Here is a 13,104-nt window from a genome sequence, read left to right on the forward strand (position 1 = left end):
GCCCTCTCCGTCAGTCCCGACCGCACCCGTGTGTGGTCCGCGGCGGTGCGCTGTTCGCGCATACGCTACCGGGCACGGGTGACGTGATCAGCCCGCACCCGGCAGCCGATATCCGACCGGTATCCGATGTCCGGTATGACGGGCGGCCGCCGTGACAGGTCTCACTTCTTGCTGTCGATGACCGCCTTCATCACGTCGCGCGCGATGGGGGCGGCCAGCCCGCCGCCGGAGATGTCGTCCCGGTTGGCGTTGCCGTCCTCGACCACGACGGCGACGGCGACCGGTGAGCCGCTGTCGGTCTTCGCGTACGAGATGAACCAGGCGTACGGCTTCTCGCTGTTGTTCAGACCGTGCTGTGCCGTACCGGTCTTGCCGCCCACTGTGACGCCGGGGATCCGCGCGTTGGTTCCCGTGCCGTCCTTGACGACGGTCTCCATCATCTGCTGGACCTTCTGGGCGTTCTCACCCGAGAGCGCGCGGCTGAGCTCTTCGGGCTCGTGGGTGTAGACCGGGTCCAGGTTGGGCGCCTGCCGCTCCGCGACCATGTACGGCTGCATCAGCTTGCCGTCGTTGGCGATCGCGGAGGCCACCATGGCCATCTGGAGCGGGGTGGTGCGGTTGGACGCCTGGCCGATGCCGGCCATCGCGTTCTGCGGCCTGTTGTCCTCGGGGTAGATGCTCGCGTCGGCGCGGACGGGCGTGAAGACTTCCTTGTTGAAGCCGAACTTGTCCGTCTGCTCGATCATCTTCTTGTTGCCGAGGTCGTCGCTCATCTTCCCGAAGACGGTGTTGCACGACACCCGCAGGGCCTCACGCAGCGTGGCGTTCTCACAGGGGATGTTGCCCTCGTTCTGGAGCTGCGTGGTGGACTGCGGCAGCGTCCAGGGCAGCGGGGAGTCCGTCTTGGCGTCGATGTCGTCGTAGAGCCCGTTCTCCAGGGCGGCGGCGGCGGTGACGACCTTGAAGGTGGAGCCCGGGGGGTAGGTCTCGCGCAAGGCCCGGTTGAGCATCGGCTTGTCCTCGTCCTTCAGGAGCTTCTGCCGGTTGTCCGAGTCCTTGAGCGAGTTGCCGGCGAAGACCGAGGGGTCGTAGGACGGGGTGCTGGCGAGGGCGAGGATGGCGCCGCTCTTGGGGTCGAGGGCGACCACCGCGCCCTTCTTCTCGCCGAGCCCCTTGAAGGCGGCCTTCTGGGCATCGCCGTTCAGCGTGGTGACGACGTTGCCGCCGCGCTTCTTCTCGCCGGTGAACATCGACAGCGTCCGGTCGAAGAACAGCTGGTCGTCGTTGCCGGTGAGGATGCCGTCCTCCAGGTTCTCCAGCTGCGAGGAGTCGAAGGCCTGCGAGGAGTAGCCGGTCACGGGGGCCCACAGGGGGCCGTCCTTCCATACCCGCTTGTACCTGAAGTCGCCGTCCTCGGTCTCGGCGGAGCCGGTGATCGCCTTGCCGTCGACGATGATGTCGCCGCGCTCGTGGGCGTACCGCTCGATCTCGACGCGGCGGTTGTACTTGTGGCTGGTCAGCTCGTCGGCGCGGACGTACTGGAGCCAGTTGTCCCGGATGAGCAGGGCGAGCATCAGGAGACCGCAGAAGATCGCCACCCGGCGCAGGGGCTTGTTCACGGTCGGACCACCTGCGTCATCTCGGCGTCGGTGGAGGGCGCGGGAGCCGGTGCGGGACGGCGGGCGGTGTCGCTGATACGGATCAGAATGCCGATCAGGGCCCAGTTGGCGATGACCGACGACCCGCCGGCCGCGAGGAACGGCATCGTCATACCGGTGAGCGGGATGAGGCCCATGACACCGCCGGCGACGACGAATACCTGGATGGCGAAGGCTCCGGAGAGCCCGATGGCCAGCAGCTTGCCAAACGGGTCGCGTGCGGCGAGCGCGGTGCGCACACCGCGCTCGACGATCAGCCCGTACAGCAGGAGGAACGCCATCACTCCGGCGAGCCCGAGCTCCTCGCCCACGGTGGCGAGGATGAAGTCGGTGTTGGCCGCGAAGAGGATGAGGTCGGAGTTGCCCTGGCCGAGACCGGTCCCGAGCGTGCCGCCGGAGCCGAAGGCCATCAGCACCTGGGCCATCTGCTCACTGGCTGCGTGGGTGCCCCAGCCGGCGAAGGGGTCGAGCCAGGCGGTGACCCGGTCCTGCACGTGCTTCTCGAAGGAGGCCACGCCGACCGCGCCCACGGCCGACATGGTGAGGCCGAAGACGATCCAGCTGGTGCGCTCGGTCGCCACGTAGAGCATGACGACGAACATGCCGAAGAAGAGGAGCGAGGTGCCGAGGTCGGTCTCGAAGACGAGGATCAGGATCGACATCGCCCAGATGGCGAGGATCGGACCGAGGTCCCGCCCGCGGGGCAGGTACATGCCCATGAACCGGCGGCTGGCGAGGGCCAGGGCGTCGCGCTTCACCATCAGGTAGCCGGAGAAGAAGATCGTGATGACGATCTTCGCGAACTCACCGGGCTGGATGGAGCCGATGCCGGGGATGGTGATCCAGATCCTCGCGCCGAACTGGGCCGGGAAGAACATCGGCAGGATCAGCAGGATGAGCGCGACCACCATGGAGATGTAGGTGTAGCGCTGGAGGATGCGGTGGTCCTTGAGCAGGAGCAGCACACCGATGAACAGCGCCACGCCCATCGCCGAGAAGATCAGCTGCTTGGAGGCGGCGGGCGCGAAGCTGGGGTGGGCGAGCAGCCGCTCCGACTGGTCCAGGCGCCAGATCAGTGCCAGGCCCAGGCCGTTCAGCAGGGTGGCCAGCGGCAGCAGCAGCGGATCGGCGTACTTGGCATATCTGCGTACCACGAGGTGGGCGACGCCGCCGAGCAGGGCGAGGCCCGCTCCGTAGCCGAGCATGCCCGCGGGCAGTTCGCCGTTGAGGGCGAGGCCCACGTTGGCGTAGGCGAACACCGAGATGGCGACGGCGAAGACGACGAGTGCCAGCTCGGTGTTGCGGCGGCTCGGTGCGTCGATCGCGCCGATGGTGGTCGTGTTGGTGACAACGCTCATGGTGCTGAGGCCCCCTACGGCTTACTGCTTACCGCACTGCGGGACCAGCTTCTTCTCTTCCTCCGAGAGGCTGGGGCCGGGAGTGGGAGCGGTGGTCGGCTTGGTCCCCTTGGCGGAGGACGTGGCGGAAGTCCTGGTGGCGGGGGCTCCGGCGGTGCCGCCGGCCTCACCCTCGCCCGTACGGGCCCGGTTCTCGGCGTCGGCCGCGCGGCGTTGCGCGTCCTTCTTGCAGGCGGAGGCCTGGGCGGCGAGCTCGGCGACCTTCTCGCGGGCGTCGGTGATGTTGCCCTCGGCGATCGTCGCCTCGACCTGCTTGCGCTGGTACGGCGGCAGGTACTTGAGCTCGATCTCGGGGTGGTTCTTCTCGACCTTCGAGAGCGAGATCCAGGCGAGGTCCTGGCTGATGCCCTGGAACAGCGCGACGTTCTCGTCCTGCGCGCCGACGTAGTACTGCGTCTGCGTCCAGCGGTAGCCGCCGTACAGACCGCCGCCGATCACGGCCAGTGCCAGCACGATGTAGACGGAACGCTTCAGCCATGTCCGGCCGCCGCCCGGCTTGACGAAGTCCTCGTCCGTGTAGGTGTCGTAGGAGCCGTCCGGCATGCCTCCGTAGCCGACGTCGCCACTGCCGGGTGGGCCGAAGCCGCCGGCGGGCGGGGGCACGGGGCGGCCGAGGCCGGCCGCGCGGCCGGCGGGCGTCTGCATGGCCCCGCCGTCGCCGAGCTGGGCCTGGTTCTCCGCGACCGCGCCGACGACGACCGGGGTGTCGTTGAGCTGCGCGGCCAGGGTGTCGTTGCTGTCGACGTCCAGGACATCGGCCACGATGCAGGTGATGTTGTCCGGGCCGCCGCCGCGCAGAGCGAGCTGGATCAGCTCCTGGATGGTCTCCTGCGGGCCCTGGTAGCTGGCGAGGGTCTCTTCCATCGTCTGGTGCGAGACAACGCCGGAGAGGCCGTCCGAGCAGATCAGGTAGCGGTCGCCGGCGCGGACTTCGCGGATGGAGAGGTCCGGTTCGACATGGTCGCCGCTGCCCAGCGCCCGCATCAGCAGGGAGCGCTGCGGGTGGGTGGTGGCCTCTTCCTCGGTGATCCGGCCCTCGTCGACGAGGCGCTGCACCCAGGTGTGGTCCTGGGTGATCTGCGTCAGGACGCCGTCCCGCAGCAGATACGCGCGGGAGTCGCCGACGTGCACCAGGCCGAGGCGCTGACCGGTCCAGAGCAGGGCGGTGAGCGTGGTGCCCATGCCCTCCAGTTGGGGGTCCTCCTCGACCATGACGCGCAACTGGTCGTTGGCCTGCTGCACGGCGGTGCCGAGCGAGGTCAGGAGATCGGATCCCGGTACGTCGTCGTCGAGCGGGACGAGCGTGGAGATCACCTCGGAGCTGGCGACCTCACCGGCCGCCTGACCGCCCATGCCGTCGGCGATGGCGAGGAGCCGGGGACCGGCATAGCCGGAGTCCTCGTTGCCCTCCCGGATCATGCCCTTGTGCGACCCGGCGGCGAAGCGCAGCGACAGACTCATGCGCACCTCGCCCGTCGGCTCGGGGTACAGCCTGTCTCGAGCCACACTGCCCACCCTCCGGTCGGGAACCGGGCAGCGTCCGCCGTCGGGACCGCCGCGGCTCGCTCGCTCCGCTCGCTCATTGTCGTACTACTTCCGCAGCTCGATGACGGTCTTGCCGATACGGATCGGCGCGCCCAGCGGAACTGGTGTCGGGGTGGTGAGCCGGGTCCGTTCCAGATACGTGCCGTTGGTGGACCCGAGATCCTCGACGATCCACTGACCGTCACGGTCCGGGTAGATCCTGGCATGCCTGCTGGACGCGTAGTCGTCGTCCAGCACGATCGTTGAATCGTGGGCGCGGCCCAGGGTGATGGTCTGCCCCTGGAGCGCGACCGTCGTACCCGTGAGCGTGCCTTCGGACACGACCAGCTTGGTGGGTGCCCCGCGGCGCTGCCGCCCGGGCTGCTGGCGCTGCTGGGGCGGCGCCGCTTGTTGTTGTTGGCGGCCCTGTTGGGGGCGCGCGTCGGCGGCAGTGCGGCGTGAGCCGCGCTGCGTGACGCGCGTTCCGAACAGGTCGCTGCGGATGACCTGAACGGCCACGATGACGAACAGCCACAGAACAGCCAGGAAACCTAGCCGCATGACCGTCAGGGTCAGCTCTGACATTGCCCCCGCTTCACCCTTCGGCTTGCCGGTAAACGATGGTGGTGCTGCCCACGACAATCCGCGAGCCGTCGCGGAGCGTAGCGCGGGTGGTGTGCTGCCCGTCTACCACGATGCCGTTGGTAGACCCGAGATCCTGGATCGTCGAGGGCGTTCCGGTCCGGATCTCACAGTGCCGGCGCGATACGCCGGGGTCGTCGATCCGCACGTCGGCGTCGGTGGATCGTCCCATCACCAACGTCGGGCGGGAGATCTGATGGCGGGTGCCGTTGATCTCGATCCAGCGCCGTGTCCGGGCGTCCGGCAGGGGGCCGGGCGTGGCCGGCGGGCGCCGGTCGTTCGTGGGGGCCGAGGGCCGTCCGGCGCCGGGCGGCGGGGCCGCGGGCATCGGCGGAGCGGCGCTCGGGGGGTAGCCGTAGCCGCCGGGAGCCTGCGGGGCGGCGGGCCGCCCGGCCGCGGGCTGCTGGGGCTGGGACTGGGGCTGCGCAGATGGGTCCTGCTGTGACGAACTCGATGCCAGCGTGCGGCTGCGGACCCGGTAGAGCCCGGTGTCGAGGTCGTCGGCCTTCTCCAGGTGGACCTTGATCGGCCCCATGAAGGTGTAGCGCTGCTGCTTGGCGTAGTCGCGCACCAGGCCGGAGAGCTCGTCGCCCAGCTGACCGGAGTACGGGCTGAGCCGCTCGTAGTCGGGTGTGCTGAGCTCGACGATGAAGTCGTTGGGGACGACGGTCCGCTCACGGTTCCAGATTGTCGCGTTGTTGTCGCACTCGCGCTGGAGGGCGCCGGCGATCTCGACGGGCTGCACCTCGGACTTGAAGACCTTGGCGAAGGTGCCGTTGACCAGCCCCTCGAGGCGTTGCTCGAAACGCTTCATGACCCCCATGGGGCACCTCCTCCGTTGTCATCGTCCCTGTACTGCTTACTGATCGTATCCACGCGTCGGGAAATCGGCTGGTTCCCCTTGTCTGGCCTGTGGATGAGTGTCACCCCTCACACGGATCGTAGAGGTGACCTCCTCACAGTGTCCCGCACCCGGGACGCACTCTGGAGGAGTGGGGGCGATGGTTCGGGGTTCCCGCTTCCCTGGCCGGAGGCGACGAAACAACGGATGTGATTCCACCCTGTTCACCGTGCTAATCTTCCGGATGTCGCCAGGCGCTCGCACCACACGGTGAGAGAGTCTGAAAACACCACTCATGCGCGAGTGGCGGAACGGCAGACGCGCTGGCTTCAGGTGCCAGTGTCCTTAGGGACGTGGGGGTTCAAATCCCCCCTCGCGCACGACGGACCCCGAAGAGGGTGTCCTGGTAGCACCGACGAAATGGTCGGCATCGTCATGACGATGCCGACCATTTCGCTTTCCCGCGGTGGTTCCACGGCGGCTTCCCCACGGGCGATCGCCTCGCGGGCCCCGACGGTCGCCCGGACCACTCGCCGGATACGTCCACCCGCCAGATACGTCAGGCCCTGGCCGAGCACCACCGCTGAGACAGGACGCTCCGGGAGGCGGGGGTGCTCGGCTGTAGCCTGAGGAGCCTCAGTCGTATGCGGACAGCTGGTTTTCCTCGCATATTCTCAGTCGCTCGCGACTGTCGGGTTTGGTCCGCCAGAACCCCCGCTTCGAAGAGATCCGGAGCGGGGGTTCTGCCGTTGTTCGGTGGTTCCCTGCCGGGTATACGTGTGTTCCTCCCCCTCCGCGTTCTCGCGGGTCCGTGTTTTTGATGGACGTGCGGGGTACGGACAGGCGGATGAGGAGGAGGCGGCGGCGGTGTCCGCGGGCGGTGATCCACCGGGTGTGGGCACGGTTTCCGGACAGACCGATGGCCCGTGCAACGGCGTACTTGCATACGCTGGCCGCAGAGGTTGGATCGACGGCGACTCGGCGGTGAAGGGCTGAGCGCACAGAACGTCCCGGAGGCAGGAAATGGCGAAGCAGGCTCGCGCAGTCCAGACGTGGCGGTCGATCGTGGATGCCGCGGCGAGTGTCTTCGACGACTACGGCTACGAGCGTGCCGCCATCTCGGAGATTCTCCGCCGCGCCAAGGTCACCAAGGGGGCCTTGTACTTCCACTTCGCCTCCAAGGAGGCCATCGCGCAGGCGATCATGGACGAGCAGACCTCCACGGTCGAGTTCGAGCAGGAGGGGTCGCCGTTGCAGTCCCTGGTGGACGGTGGCCAGCAGTTCGCTTTCGCTCTGCGCCACAACTCGATGGCCCGGGCCGGCACCAGGCTCTCCATCGAGGGTGTCTTCCTCGGTGGACCGCATCCATGGGGCGACTGGATCGACGCGACGGCCCGGATGCTGGAGCTGGGCCAGGAGCGCGGCGAGGTGTTCCCACAGATCGACCCGATGGTGTCAGCCAAAATCATCGTCGCTTCGTTCACCGGTATTCAGCTGGTCTCGGAGGCCGATTCCGGTCGGGCCGATCTGCGGGAGCAGGTGGCGGAGATGTGGCGCCACATTCTGCCGTCGATCGCTCACCCCGGCGTCATTGCCCACATCAAGCCGGAGGGCCGCGTGGATCTGGCGGCCCAGGCGCGCGAGAAGGCGGAGCGTGAGGAGCAGAAGGCCAGGATCGCCGCGGAGGCCAAGGGTGCGGGCTCCGATGCCGCGACCGACTCGGGCTCCCGATCGGGCGGGTCAGGTCTGCGGGGCGGTGGGTCGGGCCGTGGTCCGCGGGCCGGGGGGGCCGGAGACGAGGGCGATGAGGAGCCCGCAGGTGCGGGGGTGGCGGCCGGAGGGGTCGTCGCCTGATTCGCTCCGGGCGTGCTGTTGTTTCACGTGAAACGTCCGGTTGGTCATGATCATCATACGGCAGATTCGCGGTGCTCCTGGAGCCTCCCCAGCCGTGTCGGAGTTCACCGAGCGGCTACTTACCTTTAGTAAGCCGCTAAGTGCGGCCCGGTATTCTGGGGAGATGGCGGATGACGGCGAGCAGCCCTGTCGGCCGGTCGACCGGGGGATCAGCCGCGTCTTCGCGTTGTTCGGCAAGCGCTGGACCGGCCAGATCGTCTCGGTGCTGCTCCAGCGACCGGTGCACTTCGCCGAGCTGCGACGGGCGATTCCCGGAATCAGCGAGCGCATGCTCTCGGACCGGTTGGCCGAACTCGGCGCGGCCGGCCTGGTGATCAGAGAGGCCGACGCGGGACCGCCGCTGCGCGTCGCGTATCGGCTCACCGAGGCGGGCGCCGCGATGGAGCCCGCGCTCAAGGAGCTGGGGCGGTGGGCGGACACCTATCTGACGCGGGACGGCACGGCCGGCTCCGGGGCCGGCCGCTGACCTCGTCCGTCCGCTGACCTCGTCCGGCCGCCCCGGGCGTACCACTGCCGTCCACCGGACCCACTCCCGGCGTAGCGTCTGTCCACAGGCCCGGCGGGTGTCGGGCATCCGGCGGTACCGTCGTGCTCGGTCGCTGGAGGACAGGGCCGCTGACCGGTCGGACAGCCGGGCAGCCGGAAGCGGTACGAGGGTGGGGGAGGCGACGCTCCATGAGCGGAACCGAGGCGACGGTGCCTGAGCGGCGAGCCGGGGGAACGACGGGAACCGCAGGGACCGGGGCAAGTGCGGCGACGGAGCCAACTGCGGGCGGAGAGCCGCGCATTCCGGTCGTGCCCGGCTTCGCCCGGCGTGGCGCCGCGAGTTCACCGAAGGCTGCGGGCAAGGCCCTCCGCGACCGGGTGCCTCGGTCCTCGCACGCCTCGCTGGTCCTGCCACCGGGACGGCCGGACGCCGTGCGGGCGGTCGAGGAGTCGAACCGGGGCCGGGTGCCGGGCCTGACACCGATACGGGTGGGCCGGATGGCGGCGACACCGTTCGCCTTCCTGCGCGGTGCGGCCGGGCTGATGGCCCACGATCTGACGGGCACTCCGGTCACCGGCGTGGGCGCCCAGCTCTGCGGCGACGCGCACGCGGCCAACTTCGGCCTCTACGGCGATGCCCGGGGCGGCCTGGTCATCGATCTGAACGACTTCGACGAGACCGTCTTCGGGCCGTGGGAGTGGGACCTCAAGCGGCTCGCCACCTCCCTGGTGCTCGCGGGCCGGGCCGCCGGCGCCGACGAGGACACCTGCCGCCGGGGCGCGCACGACGCCGTCGGCGCCTACCGGCGCACGATGCGGCTGCTGGCCCGGCTGCCCGCCCTCGACGCCTGGAACGCGATCGCGGACGAGGAGCTCGTCTCGCACACGGACGCGCGCGACCTGGTCGGCACCCTGGAGCGGGTCTCGGAGAAGGCCCGCAACAACACCAGCGCCCGCTTCGCCGCCCGCTCCACCGAGGAGTGCCCCGACGGCGGCCGGCGCTTCGTCGACGCCCGGCCGGTGCTGCGCCGGGTGCCGGACGCCGAGGCTGCGGTCGTGGCCGCCGGTCTTGGCGGCTATCTCTCCACCGTCTCCGAGGACCGGGTGCCGTTGCTGGCCCGGTACACGATCCACGACGTGGCGTTCCGGGTGGTCGGCACCGGCAGTGTGGGGACCCGGTCGTACGTGGTGCTGCTGCTCGACCACCGGGGAGAGCCGCTGGTCCTCCAGGTGAAGGAGGCGCGCCCCTCGGTGCTCGCTCCCCATCTGCCCGCGGTCGGCTTCGACGTTCCGGAGGTGGCGCACGAGGGCCGCCGGGTGGTGCTCGGGCAGAAGCGGATGCAGGTCGTCAGCGACATCCTGCTCGGCTGGGCGGACGTGGACGGCAGGCAGTTCCAGGTCCGGCAGTTCCGGAACCGCAAGGGCAGCGTGGACCCCGCCGCGCTCGCCGCCGACCAGGTGGACGACTACGGGCGGATGACGGGCGCGCTGCTCGCGCGGGCGCACGCGCACAGCGCCGACCCCCGCCTGCTGGCGGGTTACTGCGGCAAGAACGACGAGCTCGACGGGGCCGTGGCCGCCTTCGCGGTGACGTACGCCGACCGTACGGAAGCGGATCACGCCGAGCTGGTGCGGGCGATCAAGGCGGGCAGGCTGGCCGCCGAGTTCGGTATATGACGGCTCCCTGAGGCGGTGGGGCCCGCGCGGTGGGCCATGTCCGTGAGGCGCGGAGGCCTGTTCGTGGAGGGGTGGGGCCTGTTCGTGACGGGGTGGGGCCCGGGGCCGGGTCCCACCGTGTGTGCCGTGCCGCCGGGCCGTGGCCATACGCTGGACGGGTGACCCACGAAGCCGCCGGGGTGCCGACCACCCGGAACGATGAAGACCGGCAGGACAACGACCGGCCGGACGCGCCCCGACCCGCCCCCGGAGCGGGGGATGCCCCGGGGGCTGAGGACGCTCCGGGGACCCCGGACGCTTCCGGCGGCGCGGACGCCGCGGATGGTGCTGCCGGGGAGCCCACCGGCCCCGAGGACGCCGCACCACGCCCCGAGGCGCGGCTGGCCAGGGCGGTGCAGGTCGCCGAGCAGGCGTTGATCGAGTTCGAGATCGCGGTGGAGACCTTCCGGGTGGAAGTCGAGAACTTCTCCCGGCTGCACCACCAGAGGCTCGGCCCGATGTACACCCGCCTCGACGAGCTGGACGCGCTGATCGCCGAGGCGCGGGCTGCCCGGACCGGGGACCCGGAGGACGAGCGCAAGGCGCGGGAGGCGCGGGCGGTCGTCATGCCGATGCCCGGGGTCGACGAGCTGTTCCACGACTGGATGGACACCGACGGGCTGTCCCCCGAGGCCGCGGCGATGCTCACCGAACAGCCGGTCCGGCCGCCGAAGCGGGTCAGGCCGAGCGAGGAGGCCCGCAAGCTCTACCGGGAGCTGGCCCGCAAGGCGCACCCGGACCTCGCCCAGGACGAACCGGAACGGCAGCGCCGGGACGAGTTCATCGCCCGGGTGAACGCCGCCTACGGGCGCGGCGACGTCGACCTCCTCAAGGAACTCGCGGCGGAGTGGGCGGCCGGCCCGGTGCAGCCCCCGGCCCCGCTGAGCGAGAGCGAGGAGCTCTACGCCCGGCTGGAGTGGCTCAGCCGGCGCAAGGAGCTGCTGACGGTGCTCGCCAAGGAGCTGGAGGACGGCCCGATCGGCTCGATGCTCCGGATGGCCCCGGACGACCCGGATCAGCTTTTGGAGGACATCGCGGAGCAACTGCTGGGCGAGGTGTCCCGGCGCGAGGCCGAGCTCGCGGAGACGGTGCAGTAGCGTTCCGGGTGACTCTGCCGCGTACGGACGAGGCCCCTGCACGAGGCCCCGTGTACGAGGTCCAAGACCGCACGAGAGAAGGCATGACCCATGAACTTCGCCCCGCTGCCCTCGGTGGACGCCGCGGCGGTGCCGTCGGACGGCTTTGTCCTGGACGTCCGTGAGAACGACGAGTGGGCGGCCGGTCACGTCGAGGGCGCGCTGCACATCCCGATGAGCGACTTCGTGGGCCGGTTCGGCGAGCTGACCGAGTCCGCCGAGGACGGCCGGCGCGTACACGTGATGTGCCGGGTCGGCGGCCGGTCGGCCCAGGTCACGCAGTACCTGGTCCAGCAGGGTATCGACGCCGTGAACATCGACGGTGGCATGCAGGCCTGGGACGGCGCCGGACGCCCGATGGTCACGGACAACGGGACGCCCGCCTTCGTCCTCTGACCCCCGGGCGGCCTGGTCGGGGCCGTCGGCGATGTCGGTGGTATCCGGAATGTTCGTGCTGGCAGTGCTGGCAGTGCTGTCGGTCAGCCGAGCGGGTGGGCGGCCAGCAGGTCGCCCAGGGCCTCCTCATGGGCCGAGGCCGGGCCCAGGGAGAGCTCGATCTGCTTCGCCCACGCGTGGAAGCGGTGGAGTGGGTAGTCGGTGTCCGCGCCGAAGCCGCCGTGCAGGTGCTGTGCGGTCTGCACGACGCGGCGGACGCCGTCGGAGGCCCAGATCTTCGCCACGGCGACATCGCCCGCCGCGGGCAGCGGCCCCCCGGCGTCGGCCGAGATCCGCCAGGCGGCCTGCCAGAGCGTCGCCTCCATCGCCCGCAGATCGATGTACCGGTCGGCTGCCTGGACGGCCACCGCCTGGAACGTGGCGACCGGGTATCCGAACTGCTCGCGCTTACCGGTATACGCGGCGGTCATCGCGAGCACCCGCTCGCCCAGCCCGAGCGCGAGCGCGCAGGTCCCCGTGGTGAGCAGGGACCGCAGCCACTCCCAGCAGCCCGGGACGTCGATCAGCTCGCGGTCCGTCACCCGCACGCCGTCGAGCCGGACCTCGGCCAGGCGCTCACCACTGGTGGAGACCTGGTCCGCCAGGCTGACGCCGTCGCGGGTACGGGGCACGAGGGCCAGGACCGGTCGGCCCCCCGCGGTGTGCGCGGGGATGGCGATCCAGTCGGCCACCTGGGCCCAGGGAACCGCGGACTGCACCCCGTCGAGCACCCAGCCGGAGCCGCCTGCCGACGCCCCGCGGCTCTCTTCGTTCTCGCGGCTCTCCCCGTACGGCCGTGCGGCGACGGCGAGTTCGGCGGGATCGTGGCCACTCCGCCCATTGGCGCCGACGGTCAGGATCAGTTCACCCCGGCCTGCCGGGGGCAGCAGCTCCGCCGCGAGGGTGCTCCCGCCGTACCGCTGGACCGCCATGGCCACCGCACAGCTCTCCAGCAGCGGGACCCTGGCCAGCACCTTCGCCGACTCCCGGAGGACCAGGCAGAGCGCGATCGGGTCGAGGCCCGCGCCTCCGTGGTCCGGCGACAGGGTGAGACCGAGCAGATCCGTGCGCGCCAGCTCGTTCCACAGTTGTCGGTCGATGTCATCCGCCACGGCGCCCGGGGTCAGGGCGGGACTGGGGGCGCGGTCGGGTGCGACGTCCGAGAAGACCGTCCTGGCCGCCTCGACGGCCGCCTGCTGCTCCTCGGTGAAGGTGAAGTCCACTGTCCCGGCCTCCCGCTAACCGTGCACGACCTGACGGAGCGTCAAGATAGAACAGGTTCTAGGGGAAGGGAACAGTGCGGAGAGATGTGGGTGTACGTCAGCGCCCCGGCA

Annotated in this window: 11 protein-coding genes and 1 tRNA gene; 6 read left to right on the forward strand and 6 right to left on the reverse strand. The window is 70.3% G+C overall.

The features are described from left to right. Positions 1–161: 161 nt before the first annotated feature. The 5 genes from N7925_RS18125 to N7925_RS18145 form a co-directional block, all read right to left on the reverse strand. Positions 162–1,619: a peptidoglycan D,D-transpeptidase FtsI family protein gene (locus N7925_RS18125; protein WP_265600598.1), complete on the reverse strand. Its 1,458-nt coding sequence runs from the start codon at positions 1,617–1,619 to the stop codon at positions 162–164. Then, positions 1,616–3,016: an FtsW/RodA/SpoVE family cell cycle protein gene (locus N7925_RS18130; RefSeq protein WP_265600599.1), complete on the reverse strand. Its 1,401-nt coding sequence runs from the start codon at positions 3,014–3,016 to the stop codon at positions 1,616–1,618. The genes N7925_RS18125 and N7925_RS18130 overlap by 4 nt, the downstream gene beginning before the upstream one ends. 21 nt (positions 3,017–3,037) lie before the next feature. Then, a complete protein-coding gene (locus N7925_RS18135) occupies positions 3,038–4,537 on the reverse strand; it encodes a PP2C family protein-serine/threonine phosphatase (protein ID WP_265603922.1) in 1,500 nt (499 codons plus the stop codon). A 129-nt stretch (positions 4,538–4,666) separates the two neighbouring features. Then, positions 4,667–5,185: an FHA domain-containing protein FhaB/FipA gene (locus N7925_RS18140; RefSeq protein ID WP_003967913.1), complete on the reverse strand. Its 519-nt coding sequence runs from the start codon at positions 5,183–5,185 to the stop codon at positions 4,667–4,669. Between the two features lie 10 nt (positions 5,186–5,195). Next, complete coding sequence (locus N7925_RS18145) at positions 5,196–6,065, reverse strand: FhaA domain-containing protein (protein ID WP_274344461.1); 870 nt, start codon at positions 6,063–6,065, stop codon at positions 5,196–5,198. 315 nt (positions 6,066–6,380) lie between these two features. Here N7925_RS18145 and N7925_RS18150 point away from each other — a divergent pair. The 6 genes from N7925_RS18150 to N7925_RS18175 all read left to right on the forward strand — a co-directional run bounded on the left by N7925_RS18150 (position 6,381) and on the right by N7925_RS18175 (position 11,731). Beyond that, positions 6,381–6,463: transfer RNA gene (locus N7925_RS18150), tRNA-Leu, on the forward strand. A 643-nt stretch (positions 6,464–7,106) separates the two neighbouring features. Continuing rightward, on the forward strand, positions 7,107–7,937 hold the full coding sequence (locus N7925_RS18155) for a ScbR family autoregulator-binding transcription factor (RefSeq protein ID WP_274344462.1): 831 nt from the start codon (positions 7,107–7,109) through the stop codon (positions 7,935–7,937). A 163-nt stretch (positions 7,938–8,100) separates the two neighbouring features. Next, the gene (locus tag N7925_RS18160) at positions 8,101–8,463 is read left to right on the forward strand and encodes a winged helix-turn-helix transcriptional regulator (protein ID WP_274344463.1); all 363 of its coding nucleotides are present in this window, start codon (positions 8,101–8,103) and stop codon (positions 8,461–8,463) included. A 209-nt stretch (positions 8,464–8,672) separates the two neighbouring features. Then, a complete protein-coding gene (locus tag N7925_RS18165) occupies positions 8,673–10,160 on the forward strand; it encodes a DUF2252 domain-containing protein (protein ID WP_416222908.1) in 1,488 nt (495 codons plus the stop codon). A gap of 158 nt (positions 10,161–10,318) precedes the next feature. After that, positions 10,319–11,296, forward strand: a complete 978-nt coding sequence (locus tag N7925_RS18170) for a J domain-containing protein (protein WP_274344464.1) — start codon at positions 10,319–10,321, stop codon at positions 11,294–11,296. Between the two features lie 90 nt (positions 11,297–11,386). Beyond that, a complete protein-coding gene (locus tag N7925_RS18175; RefSeq protein ID WP_215105740.1) occupies positions 11,387–11,731 on the forward strand; it encodes a rhodanese-like domain-containing protein in 345 nt (114 codons plus the stop codon). A gap of 83 nt (positions 11,732–11,814) precedes the next feature. Here N7925_RS18175 and N7925_RS18180 read toward each other — a convergent pair whose 3' ends face one another. After that, on the reverse strand, positions 11,815–12,993 hold the full coding sequence (locus N7925_RS18180; protein ID WP_265600605.1) for an acyl-CoA dehydrogenase family protein: 1,179 nt from the start codon (positions 12,991–12,993) through the stop codon (positions 11,815–11,817). Positions 12,994–13,104 lie beyond the last annotated feature (111 nt).

Origin of the sequence: Streptomyces sp. CA-278952 (genome assembly GCF_028747205.1) — a bacterium.
In the GTDB taxonomy this organism is placed as follows: Bacteria; Actinomycetota; Actinomycetes; order Streptomycetales; family Streptomycetaceae; genus Streptomyces.